Genomic DNA, 19,615 nt, shown 5'->3' with positions numbered 1-19,615 from the left:
TTTTTTAGTTATTGATAATACATTGAAAGTAGGTAAGATGTGTGATAGAGTTTCGAAATGTTTCCAAAATGTATCCGAATGGCACAAAGGGATTGAATAATATAAATTTAAATATTCAAAAAGGTGAGTTTATTGTAATGGTCGGATTATCCGGAGCCGGAAAATCTACACTTCTCAGATCCGTAAATCGTCTTCATGAGATTACCGAAGGAGAAATCATTATTGAAGGTGAGTCTATTACTTCTGCGAAAGGAAAAGGATTAAGGCGTATGCGCCGGGATATCGGTATGATCTTCCAAAGTTTTAACCTTGTAAAGCGATCAACAGTATTAAAAAATGTATTAGCTGGTCGTGTTGGATATCATTCCACACTACGTACAACGTTAGGTTTGTTTCCGAAAGAAGATGTGGAGCTCGCATTTCAAGCATTAAAAAGAGTGAATATTTTAGAAAAAGCATATGCACGTGCTGATGAATTATCAGGAGGACAACAGCAACGTGTATCGATAGCTAGAGCATTGGCGCAAGAAGCAAAAATCATATTGGCAGATGAGCCTGTTGCATCGTTAGATCCACTTACGACAAAGCAAGTGCTAGATGATTTGAAAAAAATTAATGAAGATTTTGGAATCACGACAATTGTAAATTTACATTCTATTGATTTGGCTAGACAATATGCGACACGCATTATCGGATTACATGCAGGAGAAATTGTTTTTGACGGTTTAGTAGAAGAAGCAACGGATGAAAAATTTGCTGAAATTTATGGGGACGTTGCTCAGAAAAGCGAATTATTAGAGGTGGCAGTAAAATGAATGACATGACGATATATTCAAATGAAATACCGAAGCCGCCGAGTAAATTGAAACATATGTTAACGTTTATTTTAGTTATTTTAATGCTGTGGAGTAGTAGTGTACAAGTAGATGCATCATTTTCAAAACTGGTAGACGGTTTTCCAAATATGGTAGATCTATTGAAAGAAATGGTGCCACCTGATTGGAGTTATTTTCAAGTTATTACAACAGCGATGTTAGATACAATACGTATGGCGATTATTGGGACGACCTTAGGAGCGATTTTAGCTATTCCACTTGCATTGTTTGCAGCAAGTAATGTGTTTACTAACACATTTTTATATAGTCCAGCTCGAATGATTTTAAATTTTATACGAACGATACCAGATTTATTATTGGCGGCTATTTTCGTAGCGATTTTTGGAATTGGGCCACTTCCAGGTATTTTGGCTCTTACTTTTTTTTCAATTGGACTTGTAGCGAAATTGTTGTATGAATCAATTGAATCAATTGACCCTAGCCCACTAGAAGCGATGACAGCTGTAGGGGCTACTAAGGTGCAATGGATTGTTTATGGAGTCATTCCACAAGTAAAAGCACACTTTGTTTCCTATGTACTATATACATTTGAGGTGAATGTACGTGCAGCGGCTGTCCTAGGTTTAGTAGGAGCAGGTGGTATTGGACTATATTATGATCGTACACTTGGATTTTTACAATATCAACAAACTGCTTCTATAATTATTTATACCCTTATTGTTGTTTTGTTAATTGACTACATTAGTACATTGTTGCGGGAGAAACTATAATGAATAGAACGACGATGATTGTGCCAAAACCGAAGAAACTGAGTGTATATCGCTGGGTTATTTTTATAGCAATTACATTTGTTTATGTTTGGGCCTTTTCAGGAGTACCATTAGAAGGGATAAAGGACACAGCAGGTGAAATCACGAAAGCAATTATGACAGGGGTATTGAATCCAGACTGGTCGTATGTATCTTTGCCAGATGGTGAAGATTTATTGCATGGATTAATTGATACGTTGGCAATTGCGATATTAGGTACATTTATTTCTGCATTTTTATCTGTTCCGTTTGCCTTTTGGGCGGCAACGAATATGAGTAGTGGAAAATTAACTTCAGGATCTGGAAAATTTGTACTTAGTTTTGTTCGTACGTTTCCTGAATTAGTTATGGCTCTTTTATTTATAAAAGCTGTTGGTCCAGGCTCTTTTGCAGGAGTATTAGCCTTAGGATTACATTCTATTGGAATGTTAGGAAAACTATATTCAGAAGGAATTGAAAACATAGATAAAGGACCGACGGAAGCGTTACTAGCAACAGGAGCAAACCGTTTTCAAATACTTTGGTATGCAGTGTTACCACAAGTGTTACCAGACTTTCTATCGTATACGTTATACAGATTTGAAATTAATGTACGATCCGCTGCGATTTTAGGGGTTATCGGAGCAGGAGGGATTGGTACACCTTTAATTTTTGCGCTGAGTTCACGGAATTGGTCTCGTGTTGGGATTATTTTATTAGGTATTATTTTAATGGTAATTATAATTGATTTGATTTCAAGTTCGATTCGCAAACGGATTGTTTAACTTATTTGAAAAGCATCGAAGTTAGATGCTTTTTATATTTTTAAAAACGTATTTAAAAACGTAAGTATAGAAGAAATTTGTATAAATATACAGATAATTCTCTTTCTTTTTAAAATAAAAATAATGAAAAAGTATGTCATATTGAATGCCCATACATTCCCGGAAACATTGATTTTTTTATAAAAAATCAAAAAAATATCAACATATTTGTCGATACATGTTGTATAATCTTGCGTGGGAAGCTATCATATAAATGTATAAAACGTTTACTAATATAAGCGAAGGGAAGAATAGCATGTCACATTCAATCGAACAACTTTCTATCAACACGATTCGCACATTATCCATCGATGCGATTGAAAAAGCAAACTCTGGTCACCCAGGAATGCCAATGGGTGCAGCACCAATGGCTTATACATTATGGACTCAATTTATGAAACACAATCCAAATAACCCAACGTGGTTTAACCGTGATCGTTTCGTATTATCTGCAGGTCATGGTTCAATGTTATTATACAGCCTACTTCATCTATCTGGTTATGATGTAACAATGGATGACTTAAAGAACTTCCGTCAATGGGGAAGCAAAACTCCAGGACATCCTGAGTACGGTCATACAGCTGGTGTAGATGCAACGACTGGTCCACTTGGACAAGGTATTGCAACTGCTGTAGGTATGGCAATGGCTGAAAGACATTTAGCTGCTAAATATAACCGTGATGCGTATAATGTAGTAGATCATTATACATACGCTATTTGTGGTGATGGAGATTTAATGGAGGGCGTTTCTGCTGAAGCATCTTCATTAGCTGCTCATTTACAATTAGGTCGTCTTGTTGTGCTTTATGATTCAAACGATATTTCATTAGATGGCGATTTAAATCGTTCATTCTCTGAAAGTGTAGAAGATCGTTACAAAGCATACGGATGGCAAGTGATCCGTGTTGAGGATGGAAACGATATTGAAGCAATCGCGAAAGCAATTGAAGAAGCGAAAGCTGACGAAAAACGCCCAACGCTAATTGAAGTAAGAACGACAATTGGTTTCGGTTCTCCAAACAAATCAGGAAAATCAGCTTCACATGGTTCTCCACTTGGTGTAGAAGAAACAAAATTAACGAAAGAAGCATATGCTTGGACTGCTGAACAAGACTTCCACGTAGCAGAAGAGGTATACGACAACTTCCGTAAAACAGTACAAGATGTTGGTGAAACTACGCAAGCAGAGTGGAACACTATGCTAGGTGAATATGCGCAAGCATACCCAGAATTAGCAAACGAATTCCAAGCAGCAATGAACGGTCAACTTCCAGAAGGTTGGGAGCAAAACTTACCAACTTATGAATTAGGATCAAAAGCAGCAACTCGTAATTCTTCTGGTGCTGTAATTAATGCAATTGCAGAGTCTGTACCATCATTCTTCGGTGGATCTGCTGACCTTGCTGGTTCTAACAAAACATACATGAATAACGAAAAAGACTTTACAAGAGACGATTACAGCGGTAAAAACATTTGGTACGGTGTACGTGAGTTCGCAATGGGTGCAGCAATGAACGGTATTGCATTACATGGCGGTTTAAAAACTTACGGTGGTACGTTCTTCGTATTCTCTGATTACTTACGTCCAGCAATTCGCCTTGCAGCATTAATGCAATTGCCAGTAACGTATGTATTCACACATGACAGTATCGCTGTTGGTGAAGATGGTCCAACACATGAACCAGTCGAACAATTAGCAGCGCTTCGTGCAATGCCGAACGTTTCTGTTATCCGTCCAGCTGATGGTAACGAATCTGTTGCAGCTTGGAGACTGGCTTTAGAATCTACAAACAAACCAACTGCTTTAGTATTAACTCGTCAAGACCTTCCAACATTAGAAGGTGCAAAAGATGATACGTATGAAAAAGTAGCAAAAGGTGCATATGTAGTTTCTGCAAGCAAGAAAGAAACGGCTGATGTTATCTTACTTGCAACTGGGTCTGAAGTAAGCCTAGCTGTTGAAGCTCAAAAAGCATTAGCAGCGGACGGCGTTGACGCAGCTGTTGTCAGCATGCCATCTATGGATCGTTTTGAAGCTCAACCTGCAGAGTACAAAGAATCTGTATTACCAAAAGCAGTAACAAAACGTTTCGCAATCGAAATGGGTGCTACATTCGGATGGCACCGTTACGTAGGTCTTGAAGGAGATGTGTTAGGTATCGATACATTCGGTGCTTCTGCTCCTGGTGAGAAGATTATGGAAGAGTATGGATTTACTGTAGAGAACGTTGTTCGTAAAGTAAAAGAAATGCTTTAATGATTTCAGAAAAATCTCTCCGGCATGGAGAGATTTTTCTATGTAAATGAGTTTTTTCGACAGAAAAAGTTTTTTATCTCTCCGCAGTCAGACAATCATTGCAAATTTTCTTATATATAATGAAGGGAAAAGGTTGTCCAGATTGGGAGGGGAAAAATGAAAACGTATGAATTGTATTTAATTCAAGAGGATATTGCGAAATCTTATTTTGGTCGTGAATATTTGTTTTTTGATTTATTTGCTCGATTTTCAGAATCTGGGTCCCTTTCGGAGAAAAAAGTGTTATATAAACAAATGATGTATATAACGAAACCATTGCAAGTAATGAAAATTCATCATAAATTAGAACAAGCTTTGCGCGTTCTTGGTAAATATGATAGAACACATCATACACATACACTTTATACGGGAGCGGAGTACGGTGAAATAATGGTGAAACCGCACTATATTCGTATGAATACCTCTGGAAATGTCTCTATGGAAACGACTTTCTTTGAGGTGTTAAGAAAGTGTGAATTAACATTTTTAGCTATGGATTATGAAAATACAAAGTACGGATGGCTGAATCCTCTAAAACAAGTACGAACATATGTGTAAAAAATGTCGAATTGTATCTTGTCTTATTGAAAAGGTTTTAGTACACTGTAAGGTAGACAACATGAAGGAGGAAAATATATGCCAATTTGGTTAGGTATTCTAGTGGGCGTAGTAGCACTAGTAGCAGGCGTGGCGTTAGGATTTTTCATTGCCCGCAAATACATGATGAATTACTTACAAAAAAATCCACCAATTAACGAACAAATGTTAAAAATGATGATGATGCAAATGGGACAAAAACCTTCCCAAAAGAAAATCAATCAAATGATGAGCGCGATGAACAAGCAACAAATGAAATAAGCGCTAAAAGACACTCACTAAGAGTGTCTTTCTTTTTGTTAGTTACAGTTTTTAAAACTTTTAAAAATTCTGTATTTTTGGTAAACTGAAAACATCGCTCATTTTAAGGGAGGAGGAAAAAAATGAAAGTGTTTATGAATTTAGCGTGGTTTTTTAAACAAGAAAAACGAGCGTACATAACCGGAATTATTTTATTATTTGGCGTTGCACTTTTAGAGCTCGTAGCACCAAAAGTAATTGGAATCGTTGTAGATGAAATTAATGATGAAACATTGACGACCGATAAGTTACTAAAATGGGTTGTACTATTAGTAATTGTAGGTATTACGATGTACATATTGCGTTACATATGGCGTATTATGATTTTCGGGTCTTCGTTAAAATTAGCTCGCCAATTACGAAAAAATTTATATGAACATTTTACAAAGATGAGTCCATCTTTCTATCAGTCAAATCGAACAGGTGATTTAATGGCACATGCGACTAATGATATTCAAGCAATCCAGCAAACTGCTGGAGCGGGTGTTTTAACGCTTGTTGATTCATTAGCTGTTGGGGGATGTGTACTCGTAGCGATGGGTTTTACAATTAGTTGGAAGTTAACATTGTTAAGTTTAATTCCGATGCCGATTGTAGCCATTTCGACAAATTATTATGGAACGTTATTACATAAAAGGTTTCATAAAGCACAGCAATCGTTTTCGGAAATTAATGATAAAGTGCAAGAGAGTATGAGTGGAATGAAAGTGATTCGATCGCTTGGACAAGAGAAAGAAGATTTGCAGGCGTTTCGAAAAAAATCAGAAGATGTTGTGCATAAAAATGTGTTAGTTGCACGTATTGATTCGTTATTTGATCCGACAATCGCTCTTATCGTTGGATTTTCTTTTTTAATTGCAGTATGTTACGGATCGGTATTAGTTGTAAGAGGTGAATTAACAGTAGGTGATCTCGTTACATTTACGACATATTTAGGTACCCTCGTTTGGCCAATGTTAGCGTTTGGATGGTTGTTCAATATTATGGAGCGTGGGCGTGCTTCATATGACCGTGTAGAAAAAATTCTTTCACAAAAATCAGATGTAGTAAATAGAGAAAATGCTGTACATACGATAGCGAGCGGTAATGTTTCATTTGCCATTGATTCATTTTCGTATAAGAAAAATGAACTGTTACATTTAAACGATATTCACTTTGATTTGAAGAAGGGCGAAACGCTAGGAGTTGTAGGACGTACAGGTGCAGGGAAAACGACTTTATTAAAATGTTTAATCCGTGAGTATGATCATTTTAATGGTGAATTAAAAGTTGGGGAGCGAGATATTCGAGATTTAACACTTCATGGTGTCCGTTCTGCCATTTCATATGTGCCGCAAGATCATTTTTTATTTTCAGCAAGTATTGGTGAGAATATTGCCTTTGGAAAGGCGGATGCTACATATAATGAAATTACCCAAGCTGCAGAGATTGCTTGTATTCATAATGATATCCTCCAATTTTCAGAAGGATATGAAACAGTAGTAGGGGAAAGAGGCGTTTCGTTATCTGGTGGTCAAAAACAGCGAATCTCTATTGCTCGTGCTTTATTAACAAATGCTGAAATTTTAATTTTGGATGATTGTTTATCAGCGGTAGATGCAAAAACAGAAGAGACAATTTTAAGTGCCTTAAAGAGGGAAAGAGCAGGGAAAACGACGATTATTACTGCACACCGATTAAGTGCAATTCAGCATGCTAATCTTATTCTTGTTGTTGATGAAGGTAGAATTGTACAAAGAGGTACACATGAGGAATTAATGAAGGAAAACGGCTGGTATAAGGAAATGTATGAAAGCCAGCAATTAGAAGCTTTAGTCGAGAAAGGAGGCGTATGATGGTAGAGAAGAAGCGAAGTGATTTAAGTAGATTGCTTTCTTATATGAAGCCATATAAAGGGTTGCTATCTTTAGCATTTATCTTTTTAGTTGGTGCGACAGTAACGGAAATGATGGGGCCTTTTTTAATTAAACAATTCCTTGATGAACACCTAGTACCGCGGGATTTTGAACGATCAGCACTCGTTACTTTATTTGTAATTTACATAGTTGCTCATTTATTAAAAGTATTATTTACGTATTTAAATCTATTGTACTTTCAGAACATTGCTTTTAAGATTGTTCAAGATATGCGAGTTGAAGTATATGAACATGTTCAAAAGCTGTCATTAAGTTTCTTTGATCGTACGCCAATTGGTACGCTCATATCTCGTATAACGAATGATACGGAAGCGATTAAAGATTTTTATGTCAGTGTATTATCAACATTTGTGAAAAATGTAGTCTTTTTAGTAGGTATTTTAATAGCGATGTTTTTATTAGATGTAAAATTAGCGTTATTTTCTCTCATATTAATTCCGATAATGTTCGCGATTATGGTATTATATCGCCGGAAAAGTGCAGCTTTTTATTTAGAAGTACGTAATCAACTAAGCGTGTTAAATGCAAAATTGAACGAGTCCATACAAGGAATGAATATTGTTCAAGTGTTCAGACAAGAAAAACGTATGAGAAAAGAGTTTGAAGAAGTGAATAATAAACATTATAGTGCAGGGCGACGTACTTTGAAGTTAGACGCATTACTTTTACGACCAGCTACGGATTTAGTACATATTGTAGCTATTGCGTTAGTACTAGGTTTATTTGGGATTGATGCTTTAAAGAGCCCTGTTGAAGTAGGAGTTTTATATGCTTTTGTTAACTATATACATCGTTTCTTCCAACCTGTAAATGAGATGATGATGAAATTGTCCTTTTTCCAACAGGCACTTGTTTCGTCATCACGTGTATTTCATTTAATGGACGAGAAAGATTTAGCACCGGTTCAAAAAGGCAATGAGAATCCTCAAGTTGTCGATGGAGATATTGAATTTAAAAATGTTACTTTTTCATATGATGGAAAGCGTGACGTTTTAAAAAATGTATCATTTCACGTGAAACAAGGGCAAACGGTTGCTTTTGTTGGGCATACTGGTAGCGGAAAAAGTACGATTATGAATTTGTTAATGCGATTTTATAATATTAAGTCGGGAAATATTGTAATAGACTGTGTAGATTTAGAAAAATTTGAAGAACGAGAAATTAGAAAGAAAATAGGACTCGTATTGCAAGATGCATTTTTATTTGCTGGAAATGTAAAGCAAAATATTCGTATGTATAATGAAGAAATTACGGATGAAGAAGTAAAAGAAGCTGCTCGATTTGTGCAAGCGAATACGTTTATTGAAAAGTTACCAGAGCAGTATGAAACAGAAGTAGTAGAAAGAGGTGCAGCATTTTCAAGCGGTCAACGACAATTAATTGCTTTTGCTAGAACGATAGCAACGAATCCGAAAGTATTAGTATTAGATGAAGCAACAGCTAATATCGATACAGAAACAGAAGAGGCTATTCAAACAGCGTTGCAACAAATGCGAAAAGGTAGAACTACGATAGCCATTGCGCATAGGTTATCTACAATTCAAGATGCAGATCAAATTTTTGTGATGCATGATGGAGAGATAGTAGAAAGAGGAACACATCAAGAATTACTAAGTGAGCAAGGTTTGTATTATAATATGTACTTGTTACAAAATAAAGGGAGTTTGCAAAAGGCCTTGTAAATACAAGGTCTTTTTTATTTTGTATACAAAATATATTTACTCTTTGTTTCTATAGCATAAATGTCGTGTCCTCTTATGAAATTTGTACATATTGTATGTATACGAAGTAAAAAAATTAATAGGAGATTTTATATGCAAAACAGATCGAGTTCAAATGTTACGTTAATTGATGTGTCTCATTGGGAAGGGAATATTGATTGGAATGCAGTGAAGGCATCTGGAATTCCAGCAGCGTATGCAAAAGCGACAGAAGGTGTAAATTACATTGATCCTACTTTTACTAAAAATGTACAAGCAGCCCGAAGTGCGAATGTATTAATTGGTGCATACCATTTTGCACGTCCAGAACAAAATGATGCAATTTCAGAGGCGAAATATTTTGTGAGTATATTACAAAGTAACCAGACAGACTTAATGCCAGTTCTGGATTTAGAATCACCAAAAGATCCGAGTAATAGTAATTTAACTGGTAGCGCTATATCGAATTGGGCAAGAAGCTTCATAAATTATGTGAAACAGGCTACTGGAAAAGATGTAATGTTATATACAGGAGTTTGGTATATTAATGAGTTCGGAATTAGCGGATTAAGTGATATTCCACTTTGGATTGCTAAATACTCGAGTACACCGCCTGCTGATGCTGGTGGATGGACAGCGTGGACAGCATGGCAGTACACAGATTCTGGACAAATTTCAGGTGTAGGAAATTGTGATGTATCAGCTGCAGTTTCACTAGAAGCTTTACAAGGGAATGGAGCAAGTGGTGGAGGGAATGTTTCTCCGCCTAATAATGCAACTCCAGTGTACGGGGTTGCTATAATTAATGGAGATAATGTGAATTTGAGAAGTGGACCATCTTTGCAGTCTAGTGTAATTCGCCAATTGAATCGTGGCGAAACATATGAAGTTTGGGGAGAACAAGATGGATGGCTTTGTTTAGGGACAAATCAGTGGGTATATAATGATCCGAGTTATATTCAGTATAAACATTATGTGGCGACTATTACTGGTGATAATGTAAATTTGCGTGATGCTCCATCATTAAAAGGAAATGTTATAAGACAGTTACATCATGGTGAATCGTATCGAGTATGGAGTAAGCAAGATGGATGGCTTTGCTTAGGGACAAATCAATGGATATACTACGATCCAAGTTATATTCAGTATGGTGTACAATAGAGTGAAAATAAAAGGTGCCCCGTCAGAGGTGCCTTTTATTAAAAATATACAACTTTTACAAAGTCTGTATCGAAACCATAGTATACTATAGTAGATATATTTATAAAAAATAATCGAAAATGAAATAAAGGGGTAAAAATATGAATTATGTGCTAATAGGTGCGGTTTTAATATTATTAGCTGTAGTATTTGTGCTGTTTTATAAAAATAAACAGTTAGAATCAGAGAGTCAGCAAGTAGAATTTGAAAAGAAACAAGCGATTGAAACGTATAAAAATGAAATTGCAGCTACGGTGATAGAGCATACAGAACAACAAAATAATTTGAAAAATATGGAACAGAAAAAATACAATGATTTACAAGTAAGTGCAAATAGAGAAATTGAAAATATGCGTATGATGAAAAATCAATTAGCTGTGCAGCATAGTAAAGAACGTAGTGAAATACAAAATAAACATAATAATGAAATACATATGTTTCAAAAATTAATTGCAAATTTACGAGAATATACTAAAAACGGCGCTGAAATGAATACGTACGAAACATTACATTATATGAAGCGAGGATTCATAGAGCAAGGCATCATATTAGATGCTGAAATTCAAATCATGCCGAATGTTTTTATTAAAAATAATAGTGAAGTAAACGATAATCGAATCCATCATCTCATCTTGTGCAAAACTGGTATTTATCTACTTGAGACGAAAGAATGGGAAGAGAAATTAGTTCATGGTTTAACGAAAGAAAATGCTGGTATATATTCATTTATGATTGATGAAATGGGTAAGTATCAACAAGAAGTTGAAAAAGAAGAGACATTTGAATATATAGTAGGTAAAGATTCGTCAACTATACAAGTGAAAAATGAAGGGAATCCAGTATATAAGGCGAAGAAACTATCTCAAATTTTATACAATTGTTTGAAAGAAATGCAGACTAATAGTATAAAAGAAAAGGTAAAACCAGTTGTATATTTTTATAATGAAAATGGAAAAGAAATAATAGATCTTTCTAGTGAGGAAACACCTAGATTAAAAGATCGGGAGCAAATTGTAACGTTCTTCAGAAATGAAATCTTAGCAGGGAAAATAGTATATACAGTGCAAGAATTAGAACAGATTCGAGAAATGATTAGCAGGATGAATTATATAGTGAGTTAAAAGGGGGGATCTTTCTGAGCGCTATGCTACGTGGCATTTTGTATGTCTATTTTTGTTTGTATATAGTAATGTACATTCTATTTATATTCGTCATCGATATGATCCATATGCCCTTAAGTGTAAGGAGCATTTTTGTAGTATTCATACCATTTGTTTTATTAGTCATGGTTCAAAGGGTTATTTTATATGCTTCTAAAAATCGTAATGAAGAAAAGAAGCAAATGTCTGGGGTTTTAATAGTAGCACTCATACCATTAATAGTATGCACTGTACAACTAAGTGTAAATGAATATACGTCAAAGTTTAATCAAAATAGATGGTTAAATCATGCAGAGAAACGGATACATATGGTAGATGATCTATTACAAAAATATAAATTAATAGGGAAATCAAATGAAGAAATTACACAATTGTTAGGCGCTTCAACGGACACGAGAAGTGGGGAAGAAGGAGTTATCACTTTGTATTATCTTGGGACTGAACGTGGCTTTATTCCAATAGATAGCGAACAGCTTGTTTTCCAATTTGATAGAGATGGAAAAGTCATGGAATATACGGTGCATAAAGATTAAAGAAATGTAGAGGGAAGCTATATGTTATAGCTTCTTTTTTATTTTTCAATATGTCACGGAAGGGGGAGAAGGTTTTTGAGTGGAATAAGGAATGAAAGCGGAGGTGATGCATATATATAGATGCATTGGGTGATTATTAGTCCGATTGGTGAGGGGTAATAATTAATAAGTACGGAAAAAACCCCCACTGATTAAAGTTTCATTTTATCATATTGTATAAATGAAAAGGAGGTAAGACGGTGAAAGCAATCCCGACTGATGTCCTGAGTAAAGAATTGATGGAAAGAGAAGGAGTTATCTCTATTACAGTAAAGGAATTTGAAAAGATAGAAGTAGCTGGAGTGGTGGTCGCTGGTCCAGCAGTTATTTTGATTAATCAAGATTAAGTACATATCATTGAAATAAAAAGCATCCGTCTAGGATGCTTTTTATTTGTATGTAAGGATAAATATGATGGATAATTGTGTTACTGGAGGGAAAGTCTGTGGCAATTATTATAACAATGTTAGTAATGGGTATTTTATTAGGATTTGTTGGAGCTGGAGGAGCTGGATTTATTATCGCGATACTCACTTTGGTATTCCAAATTCCTATTCATGTTGCTCTTGCAACATCTTTAACTGCAATGGCATTTACGACATTATCAGGTGTTGTAAGTCATTACCGTGAAGGCAATGTTGCACTTATTATAGGTGGGATTGTTGGGGGATTTGGCGCAATTGGCTCTTATATTGGTTCTAAATTTGGTTCACTTATACCAGCACATCTTCTTCATTGGTTTACAGCTGGGATGTTATTTTTATCGGCAATTTTTATGTTTATTAAATTAATTATGTTCCAAAAAAAAGAACAGTCGTCTTTATATAAACATAAAGAGTTTTCCGTGAAATACTTGTTGAAATGTGTATGCCTTGGATTAGTTACTGGAATGATGGCTGGTTCATTTGGGATTGGTTCTGCACCGTTTATTCAACTTGGATTAATGGTTCTATTGGGACTTACGATTCAGCAATCTGTAGGGACAACAATGCTTGTTATATTACCGATTGCAATTGGAGGCGGGCTAGGATATAGTTCGGAAGGATATTTAGATTATATATTGTTATTGCAAGTATTGATTGGGACCATGTTAGGGGCATACATTGGTGCGAAGTTTACAAATTATGCACCGCGAACGCTTTTGAGGTTTTCGATGATTATGACACCGGTTTTAGCTGGATGTATGCTATTGATGGAATAAAGTGAAATTATAATCAGCAGGGGGTTACTGCCTACAAATAGCGGGATAAAATTAATATAGCAAACTATTAATATATTTTACGAATGAATTATATAGGTAATTCATATTTCCCATATAAAAGGATTTGTTTTAATATTATGAGTGTAAAGTTCGAGTATTCGAAGTACTACTTGAATTATATCCCTATCCCTTTTCTAAAAATGCGAACAAGTTTTGCCCTATTCTATTCAATAGTTAATTGCATAGAAATATATTGTTCGATGACCATTATGGAACGTACATAATGGGAAAATCCCGATCCTTAAAGAGGATGCCCCTAATCTTCATGTGAAAATATGATCGGATATGAAAGCTGACCAATTTATGGTCAGCTTTCTTTTTGTTCGAAAATTATTTCTTCTTTAATTTCTGTTTGCAATAATACAGTTTTTCCGAAGCGACGTTTGCATTCCGCGCGCACTTTTTCAAGGGCTAGTAGCTGAGTAGTGGCGGGAACTGTGACAATAGCTTGGCGAGGTTTTCGATTTTCTTCACAAAAGACACATTCCACAACATAATTAGAAATCATATTTTCATCCTTCCAGTTTTAATTTCTAAGAAGGGATTGTCTATGAAGTTGATGTAACTTTTCGTCGTTGTTTTATTATTTTCCTCTTTTTTTCAAGGGGAAAATAATAAAGAAGGCGAATTTTAGTAGGGGAGGGATGTTTATGGAGAGATGGATAGGTAGTGCAGCGGTATGTGTAAATGAAAAAAATGAAGTTTTAATGGTATTGCAGGGCAAAGAGGGAGAAGAAAAAAGGTGGTCTGTCCCAAGTGGAGGACTTGAAAAGGGAGAGACACTAGAAGAATGTTGTATCAGGGAAGTTTGGGAAGAAACGGGTTACAATGTGGAAGTTGTAAATAAAATATATGAAAAAGAGGGTATTACATACGGAATTCCAGTGTATGTCCATTATTATTTTGTTAAACAAATAGGCGGTAATATGAAAATCCAAGATCCTGATGAGTTAATACATGAAATTGCTTGGAAAGGGATACATGAAGTTGAACAATTGTGTTTAGCTTTTCCAGAGGATTATGAATTGCTGTGCCAATATATAAATAAAGAAGCAAGTATGTAAATACTTGCTTCTTTAATGTATCCAAGACAAGAAAAGCGGAACGATAACCAAACTAGCGCCTGCTGTTAAAAGCATGGATAAACTTGCAATTGTTCCTTCCACAGGACCGATTTCGAATGCTTTTGATGTACCGGTTCCATTTGCGCTCGTTCCTAACATAATACCTTTTGCGATTGCTGTTTTAATACGGCAAATACGTATGAGAGAAGGACCGAGCAATGCTCCTGTTAAGGCAGTTAAAACGACAAATACAGCAGTTAATTGTGACATACCACCAATCATTTCTGAAATAGCCATTGCGATTGGTGTTGTTACGATATGTGGCGCTAAACTATGTTCTAGTGATGAATCAATTTGAAAATAATTTGCTAGTAGTGCTGAAGTAATGACTGATAAAAACGAACCGACAATGACATTAAGTAAGATAGCCATTCCATGTTTCTTTAATAAATCAAAGTATTTATAGATTGGCCATGCAAAAGCAACTGTTGCGGGTTTTAATAATTCAGTTAACCAGTGACCACCAGATTCATATGTTTCATAAGGTGTATCTAATCCGAGCAATAAAGCAATTAAAATAATGGGACAGACGAGAAGAGGAGAAAGTAGACTCCAATTCCAGCGTTGATACATTTTTTTTGATATCCAATATGTGAATAGTGTTAATAGTAAACAAAGAAATCCGATCATTGCGTTGATCCTTTCCGCTTTAGTAGCAATTCTGTTAAAAGTCCTGTAACTAAGGTAACGCAAAGAGTGCTAATCATAATAATTAAAATGAGATCGATTCCATATTGTGTTAGTGTATCTCTGTAACGTATGACAGCGACTGCAGAAGGGATGAAAAATAAAATAAGTTCTTTTAATAAAAAATCTGCTCCGTCCTGTATCCATTCTTTTTTAACTAGGTTAAATTTTAATGAAATTAATAATAAAAAAATACCGATTATACTTCCTGGAACTGGGAGGTGTGCCTGTTTTGCAATCCATTCACCTGTCCAAGCGAAACAAAATAGTAACAAAATTTGTCCGCTTAACTTCCACCATTTCATACAGTAACCACCTCTTTCTTTTTTTACATAAAAATTGTAAAAAAGAATTAACAATTTCTACTATACGTTCATTCAAAATATTTGTCTAATATATAAATTATATGTTATTAATATATTAGACATATTAATCGAAAGTGAAAAGGGTGTCCAAAAATGGAATTACGGCATTTGCAATATTTTGTTGTTGTGGCAGAAGAGTTACACTTTGGACGGGCGGCTGCTCGTTTACAAATGACACAGCCACCACTTAGTCAACAAATACAGCAATTAGAAAAAGAAATGGGAGTTACATTATTTTCAAGAACGAAAAGAAAGGTTGAACTAACAGAAGCAGGAGAAATGTTTTTAAAAGAAGTAAAAAAAGCGTTTGAACAAATTGAAAAAGCAGTAGAAGTTGCACAAAGTGCGCAAAGGGGAGAAGTGGGATCACTTTCAATTGGTTTTGTAGGTGCAGCGATATACGATATTTTACCATCAATTGTTAGGGAATATAGAAAGAAATTTCCGAGAGTGTCTGTTGCATTACATGAATTGTCAACACCAGATCAAGTTCATGCACTTCATGATAACCGTATTGATATTGGCTTTTTACGTCCGCCAATTCCAACACAATTATTAGAATTAGAGCCAATTCAAAGGTTATCTTGCACCTTATGTTTACCAAAGGCACATCCGCTTGCAGAGAAAGATGAAATACATATAGAAGATTTACGAGATGAGCCGTTTGTATTTATTACGAGACCAGTATGGCCAGCTTTATATGATACAATTTTATCTCTTTGCAGAGAAGTTGGATTTAGTCCGCGTATTGTACAAGAAGCAACAGAGTATCAAACAGTTATGGGGCTTGTAGCAGCAGGAATTGGAATTACAGTAATACCCGTGTCGGCAAATAAGTTATATAAAACAGAAGTTGTATATAAAGAGTTATATGATTCTAATTTTGTTGCAGAAATGTCAGTGGCTTACAAAAAAATGAATAGTAATCCAGAGCTACTAGAGTTTTTAAAAATTGCAAGAGAGAAGAAAAGAATAGAAGTAGAAGATGAGTAATAGTAGTAACAGAAAATGGATTTAATTCAGATTCATAAAAGTACACCTTATTAAACAATAAAGCGGAAATGCAACTTAAGTTGCATTTCCGCTTTATTGTTCTTTTTTTAGCTCGATACTAAATAGATAAACGTGTTCATTTTCTTTTAAGAGTAGATCAATGCCTGTTTCTTCATCAATGATAGGAACGATTACAGTTTCTTTACTGGTTTGGATTACAGCAGCTAAAATCGTTTTTTGATTGTATTTTAAATTTTTTATAGATTGGATTGTAGTAGTTGCAGAGCTATTTACGATTGGTGGCGCTTCTTCAGGAACAAGTGTTGCACCACCATTAATATTAATATACCATTGCCCTTTTTCTGGTACATCTTCATTAAAGTAGGGGTATGGCGATATGAAAGAGAGTTTTATTTTCTTTTCTAGAAAATGTGAGGTAGCAATGTAAGCAATTTCTTTTGTTTTTTTACCATTGTTATAATAATCAATTGTAGCATTTATTTCATCTTTATCATTTTTAAGCGTAATGTTATAAAACATGCTATTTCCTTCTTGAAAAGGAGTCATTTGTAAAATAGAAGCTTGCTCTTTTGTTAATTTGTATGGCTCAACAATGGCAACTTCATTGTTTTTTAGTGGGCTACAACTTGTGAGTAATAATAAAGACAAGATTGATAGTAATTTTATACGCATGCAATCTCCTCCTTTTTACAATTATATTCTAAATGTGATTTTTTTATCATTTCGTTTTCTAGGACTAAAGACTTAGAAGAAATTCCGATTGTAGTGCGATGTTTAAAATGTCATATTTTTATACACTAGTAGTATAGAATGCGTATGTAATAAGGTAGGGGAAGAATTTTATGTCTTTATGTCGGCTAGCGAGAAAAAATATTAGAACATTTGCTACCAAAAGGATGAAGCAATTTATTTGGATTGCTATGAGTACTATGATTTTGTTTTTTATGATATCGTTACAATTTAATGAAGGAGCCATTTGGAAAGTAGGGGATACATTTGTATTTCAAATGTATTTTTACACGCTGTTTATTGTACTAATTTTCATATGTATTTTTACTACATATCAAATGATGTACTCCCTTTTGCATGTGAGGAGAGAGGAGTTTACATCTTATGTAGCAGAAAATATGAAAAGAAAAGAAGTGCTATGTTTATTATTTCAGGAGCAATTATTCATTTATGGAGCAGCATTTGTTTTCGGATTAATTAATGGGATGCTATTTTTAAAATTATTTACGGTTATCTTTATGAAAATCGCAGGGATACAAGGAGTAAATAGTGCGCCAATTACAATATATGCAATAGTAGTAGTGAGTATAATTATGATTGTTATCCTTCTATTATCGATGGTGCAATGTTTTCGATTTGTTCAAAGTTTACAAGATAAAAATTCGTTGCATTTTAAGAAAAACAGAAACGTACGTTCTTTTTTGCTGTAATATCCTTAACGAGGAGGTGAATAAAATGACAAAGGAAAATCCATCAAACTATAAAACTCTTCAAATTTGGATTAAAAAAGGGCATCGTATGTATTCTTATTTTCAAGAATGTTGTCATAACGCTAAGAATATGTATAACACCACAAACTTTTATATACGCCAGGTGTACACTGGATTAACACAAGAAAAAGAGTTGCAGCCTTTGCAAAAAGAAGTTCTGGATAATATTCATAAAAATATTGATAAGATGAATGACACACAACTCCTTGCCTATAGGAAGAAATTGGAAAAAGAGAAATTAAAGCCTAAAGAAGAACAGAAAGAGATTACATGTAATTTGTTTTCAGAACCTAATTTTGAAAAACCTTATGTAGATTACAACTTTCTAGATGCACTATTTAAGGCTATGATTCAAAATGATTATCGAGCTTTGCCTACGCAATGTAGCCAGTCAATCATGAAGGGTTTGTTCCAAAATTGGAAATCTTTTTTTGCTAGTTTAAAAGACTATAAAAAGAATCCAAACAAATATGCTGGAACGCCTAGGATTCCAAAGTATATTCGTTCTTCTGAAAAAGAGATTCTGTATACAAACCAAGATTGTATCATTAAAAACGGTAGATTTTTAAAGTTTCCAAAGACGAAATTACAATTAAATATTGGGAAACTAGGTTTCACTGAAGGTAAACTGAAACAAGTTCGTGTGATTCCAAAATACAATGAATATGTAGTGGAATTGGTAATTGATGTTCCTTCTGAACAACAAATGATTGAAGAGAATGCTCGTTATATGAGTATTGATTTAGGGATTGATAACCTTGCAACCATCGTAACAAACACAGGTATGAAACCTGTCCTTGTTAAGGGCAAACATGTCAAAAGCATAAATCAATATTACAACAAAATGAAGAGTCATTTTACAAGCATTCTTAGAAATGGAAAACAAACGAATGAAGGACCTTTTACTTCTAAAAGGATAGAAAAACTTCATCAAAAACGTTACTTGAAAATAAAAGACGTCTTCCATAAAGTTAGTCACCATATCGTAAAACTAGCTCAAGAAGAAGAAGTTTGTAAAATCGTTATTGGTCAAAACAAAAGTTGGAAACAAGAAACGAATATGGGAAAAAGAAATAACCAATCGTTTTGTCATATCCCGCACAATTTACTGATTCAAATGATTACATACAAAGCAAATGCTGTAGGCATTCAAGGTGTTGTAACTGAAGAATCATATACATCGAAAGCAAGTTTTCTGGATAACGACTTCATTCCAACGTATGGAGAAAATGACCAAAATACAACTTTTTCAGGAAAACGAATAGAGCGCGGCATATATCGTTCAGCAAATAAAACTTTAATTAATGCTGATGTAAATGCTGCGGCTAACATTTTACGAAAAGTAATCCCAAATGCATGGACAAATGGGATAGAGGGGTTAGGCGTGAAACAGCTCGCTAATGTGTTAACTCCTCTGACGTTAATCGTCCGTTAGGTCGAAACGTTAGAAACCCCCACTTCAAGCTTTGCTAAGTG

Annotated in this window: 21 protein-coding genes; 17 read left to right on the top strand and 4 right to left on the bottom strand. The window is 34.7% G+C overall.

Annotated features, from left to right (window positions below):
• Positions 1 to 41 precede the first annotated feature (41 nt).
• The 13 genes from phnC to DOS87_RS20560 all read left to right on the top strand — a co-directional run bounded on the left by phnC (position 42) and on the right by DOS87_RS20560 (position 13,390).
• Positions 42 to 815: a phosphonate ABC transporter ATP-binding protein gene (gene phnC, locus DOS87_RS20620; protein WP_098578353.1), complete on the top strand. Its 774-nt coding sequence runs from the start codon at positions 42 to 44 to the stop codon at positions 813 to 815.
• On the top strand, positions 812 to 1,606 hold the full coding sequence (gene phnE, locus DOS87_RS20615) for a phosphonate ABC transporter, permease protein PhnE (protein ID WP_000999244.1): 795 nt from the start codon (positions 812 to 814) through the stop codon (positions 1,604 to 1,606). The genes phnC and phnE (DOS87_RS20615) overlap by 4 nt, the downstream gene beginning before the upstream one ends.
• Complete coding sequence (gene phnE, locus DOS87_RS20610) at positions 1,606 to 2,409, top strand: phosphonate ABC transporter, permease protein PhnE (RefSeq protein ID WP_001082385.1); 804 nt, start codon at positions 1,606 to 1,608, stop codon at positions 2,407 to 2,409. The genes phnE (DOS87_RS20615) and phnE (DOS87_RS20610) overlap by 1 nt, the downstream gene beginning before the upstream one ends.
• Positions 2,410 to 2,704: 295 nt before the next feature.
• Positions 2,705 to 4,705: a transketolase gene (gene tkt / locus DOS87_RS20605; RefSeq protein WP_000019774.1), complete on the top strand. Its 2,001-nt coding sequence runs from the start codon at positions 2,705 to 2,707 to the stop codon at positions 4,703 to 4,705.
• 156 nt (positions 4,706 to 4,861) lie between these two features.
• Positions 4,862 to 5,302: a sporulation inhibitor of replication protein SirA gene (gene sirA / locus DOS87_RS20600; protein WP_000860652.1), complete on the top strand. Its 441-nt coding sequence runs from the start codon at positions 4,862 to 4,864 to the stop codon at positions 5,300 to 5,302.
• A 78-nt stretch (positions 5,303 to 5,380) separates the two neighbouring features.
• On the top strand, positions 5,381 to 5,602 hold the full coding sequence (locus DOS87_RS20595) for a YneF family protein (RefSeq protein ID WP_001123317.1): 222 nt from the start codon (positions 5,381 to 5,383) through the stop codon (positions 5,600 to 5,602).
• Between the two features lie 122 nt (positions 5,603 to 5,724).
• Positions 5,725 to 7,476 (top strand): ABC transporter ATP-binding protein, encoded by a 1,752-nt coding sequence (locus DOS87_RS20590; RefSeq protein ID WP_000862447.1) that lies wholly within the window; start codon positions 5,725 to 5,727, stop codon positions 7,474 to 7,476.
• Positions 7,476 to 9,239 (top strand): ABC transporter ATP-binding protein, encoded by a 1,764-nt coding sequence (locus DOS87_RS20585; protein WP_208730122.1) that lies wholly within the window; start codon positions 7,476 to 7,478, stop codon positions 9,237 to 9,239. The genes DOS87_RS20590 and DOS87_RS20585 overlap by 1 nt, the downstream gene beginning before the upstream one ends.
• A 132-nt stretch (positions 9,240 to 9,371) precedes the next feature.
• Complete coding sequence (locus DOS87_RS20580) at positions 9,372 to 10,418, top strand: GH25 family lysozyme (RefSeq protein ID WP_001181414.1); 1,047 nt, start codon at positions 9,372 to 9,374, stop codon at positions 10,416 to 10,418.
• A 140-nt stretch (positions 10,419 to 10,558) separates the two neighbouring features.
• Entirely contained in the window at positions 10,559 to 11,578 is a 1,020-nt protein-coding gene (locus DOS87_RS20575; protein ID WP_017763516.1) for an NERD domain-containing protein, read from the top strand.
• A gap of 23 nt (positions 11,579 to 11,601) precedes the next feature.
• Positions 11,602 to 12,150 carry a hypothetical protein gene (locus DOS87_RS20570; protein WP_000943748.1) on the top strand — a complete coding sequence of 183 codons (549 nt, stop codon included), beginning with the start codon at positions 11,602 to 11,604 and terminating at the stop codon, positions 12,148 to 12,150.
• Between the two features lie 239 nt (positions 12,151 to 12,389).
• Positions 12,390 to 12,536 (top strand): BC1881 family protein, encoded by a 147-nt coding sequence (locus DOS87_RS20565; RefSeq protein ID WP_000644411.1) that lies wholly within the window; start codon positions 12,390 to 12,392, stop codon positions 12,534 to 12,536.
• Positions 12,537 to 12,634: 98 nt separating this feature from the next.
• Positions 12,635 to 13,390: a sulfite exporter TauE/SafE family protein gene (locus DOS87_RS20560; RefSeq protein ID WP_000974664.1), complete on the top strand. Its 756-nt coding sequence runs from the start codon at positions 12,635 to 12,637 to the stop codon at positions 13,388 to 13,390.
• A 367-nt stretch (positions 13,391 to 13,757) separates the two neighbouring features.
• Here the strand turns inward: DOS87_RS20560 and DOS87_RS20555 are convergent, their stop codons facing one another.
• Positions 13,758 to 13,958 (bottom strand): DUF3903 domain-containing protein, encoded by a 201-nt coding sequence (locus tag DOS87_RS20555; protein ID WP_000625226.1) that lies wholly within the window; start codon positions 13,956 to 13,958, stop codon positions 13,758 to 13,760.
• 142 nt (positions 13,959 to 14,100) lie between these two features.
• Between DOS87_RS20555 and DOS87_RS20550 the strand changes: the two genes are divergently transcribed.
• A complete protein-coding gene (locus DOS87_RS20550) occupies positions 14,101 to 14,514 on the top strand; it encodes an NUDIX hydrolase (protein ID WP_000442973.1) in 414 nt (137 codons plus the stop codon).
• Positions 14,515 to 14,526: 12 nt separating this feature from the next.
• Here the strand turns inward: DOS87_RS20550 and DOS87_RS20545 are convergent, their stop codons facing one another.
• Positions 14,527 to 15,204, bottom strand: coding sequence for an LrgB family protein (locus tag DOS87_RS20545; protein WP_000578954.1), 678 nt, complete (start codon positions 15,202 to 15,204; stop codon positions 14,527 to 14,529).
• Entirely contained in the window at positions 15,201 to 15,566 is a 366-nt protein-coding gene (locus DOS87_RS20540) for a CidA/LrgA family holin-like protein (RefSeq protein WP_000872365.1), read from the bottom strand. The genes DOS87_RS20545 and DOS87_RS20540 overlap by 4 nt, the downstream gene beginning before the upstream one ends.
• A 153-nt stretch (positions 15,567 to 15,719) precedes the next feature.
• Between DOS87_RS20540 and alsR the strand changes: the two genes are divergently transcribed.
• Positions 15,720 to 16,619 carry an acetoin biosynthesis transcriptional regulator AlsR gene (gene alsR, locus DOS87_RS20535; RefSeq protein ID WP_000423234.1) on the top strand — a complete coding sequence of 300 codons (900 nt, stop codon included), beginning with the start codon at positions 15,720 to 15,722 and terminating at the stop codon, positions 16,617 to 16,619.
• Positions 16,620 to 16,712: 93 nt separating this feature from the next.
• Here alsR and DOS87_RS20530 read toward each other — a convergent pair whose 3' ends face one another.
• On the bottom strand, positions 16,713 to 17,312 hold the full coding sequence (locus tag DOS87_RS20530) for a hypothetical protein (RefSeq protein ID WP_001220622.1): 600 nt from the start codon (positions 17,310 to 17,312) through the stop codon (positions 16,713 to 16,715).
• 170 nt (positions 17,313 to 17,482) lie between these two features.
• Between DOS87_RS20530 and DOS87_RS20525 the strand changes: the two genes are divergently transcribed.
• Both DOS87_RS20525 and DOS87_RS20520 read left to right on the top strand, forming a co-directional pair.
• The gene (locus DOS87_RS20525; RefSeq protein WP_000050615.1) at positions 17,483 to 18,079 is read left to right on the top strand and encodes an FtsX-like permease family protein; all 597 of its coding nucleotides are present in this window, start codon (positions 17,483 to 17,485) and stop codon (positions 18,077 to 18,079) included.
• Positions 18,080 to 18,104: 25 nt separating this feature from the next.
• Entirely contained in the window at positions 18,105 to 19,574 is a 1,470-nt protein-coding gene (locus DOS87_RS20520; protein ID WP_098578355.1) for an RNA-guided endonuclease InsQ/TnpB family protein, read from the top strand.
• Positions 19,575 to 19,615 lie beyond the last annotated feature (41 nt).

The sequence above is a fragment of the Bacillus sp. CR71 genome (assembly GCF_003429245.1).
GTDB lineage: Bacteria > Bacillota > Bacilli > Bacillales > Bacillaceae_G > Bacillus_A > Bacillus_A thuringiensis_S.
The sequence above is the reverse complement of the archived record's forward strand: the minus strand, read 5'-3'. Positions and strand labels throughout refer to the sequence as shown.

What these genes read in the sequence shown, in the direction of transcription:
- phnE (WP_000999244.1), top strand. Translation starts at nt 812, where the DNA reads ATGAATGACATGACGATATATTCAAATGAAATACCGAAGCCGCCGAGT.
- phnE (WP_001082385.1), top strand. Translation starts at nt 1,606, where the DNA reads ATGAATAGAACGACGATGATTGTGCCAAAACCGAAGAAACTGAGTGTA.
- tkt (WP_000019774.1), top strand. Translation starts at nt 2,705, where the DNA reads ATGTCACATTCAATCGAACAACTTTCTATCAACACGATTCGCACATTA.
- sirA (WP_000860652.1), top strand. Translation starts at nt 4,862, where the DNA reads ATGAAAACGTATGAATTGTATTTAATTCAAGAGGATATTGCGAAATCT.
- DOS87_RS20595 (WP_001123317.1), top strand. Translation starts at nt 5,381, where the DNA reads ATGCCAATTTGGTTAGGTATTCTAGTGGGCGTAGTAGCACTAGTAGCA.
- DOS87_RS20590 (WP_000862447.1), top strand. Translation starts at nt 5,725, where the DNA reads ATGAAAGTGTTTATGAATTTAGCGTGGTTTTTTAAACAAGAAAAACGA.
- DOS87_RS20585 (WP_208730122.1), top strand. Translation starts at nt 7,476, where the DNA reads ATGGTAGAGAAGAAGCGAAGTGATTTAAGTAGATTGCTTTCTTATATG.
- DOS87_RS20580 (WP_001181414.1), top strand. Translation starts at nt 9,372, where the DNA reads ATGCAAAACAGATCGAGTTCAAATGTTACGTTAATTGATGTGTCTCAT.
- DOS87_RS20575 (WP_017763516.1), top strand. Translation starts at nt 10,559, where the DNA reads ATGAATTATGTGCTAATAGGTGCGGTTTTAATATTATTAGCTGTAGTA.
- DOS87_RS20570 (WP_000943748.1), top strand. Translation starts at nt 11,602, where the DNA reads ATGCTACGTGGCATTTTGTATGTCTATTTTTGTTTGTATATAGTAATG.
- DOS87_RS20555 (WP_000625226.1), bottom strand. Translation starts at nt 13,958, where the DNA reads ATGATTTCTAATTATGTTGTGGAATGTGTCTTTTGTGAAGAAAATCGA.
- DOS87_RS20550 (WP_000442973.1), top strand. Translation starts at nt 14,101, where the DNA reads ATGGAGAGATGGATAGGTAGTGCAGCGGTATGTGTAAATGAAAAAAAT.
- DOS87_RS20545 (WP_000578954.1), bottom strand. Translation starts at nt 15,204, where the DNA reads ATGATCGGATTTCTTTGTTTACTATTAACACTATTCACATATTGGATA.
- DOS87_RS20540 (WP_000872365.1), bottom strand. Translation starts at nt 15,566, where the DNA reads ATGAAATGGTGGAAGTTAAGCGGACAAATTTTGTTACTATTTTGTTTC.
- alsR (WP_000423234.1), top strand. Translation starts at nt 15,720, where the DNA reads ATGGAATTACGGCATTTGCAATATTTTGTTGTTGTGGCAGAAGAGTTA.
- DOS87_RS20530 (WP_001220622.1), bottom strand. Translation starts at nt 17,312, where the DNA reads ATGCGTATAAAATTACTATCAATCTTGTCTTTATTATTACTCACAAGT.
- DOS87_RS20525 (WP_000050615.1), top strand. Translation starts at nt 17,483, where the DNA reads ATGTCTTTATGTCGGCTAGCGAGAAAAAATATTAGAACATTTGCTACC.
- DOS87_RS20520 (WP_098578355.1), top strand. Translation starts at nt 18,105, where the DNA reads ATGACAAAGGAAAATCCATCAAACTATAAAACTCTTCAAATTTGGATT.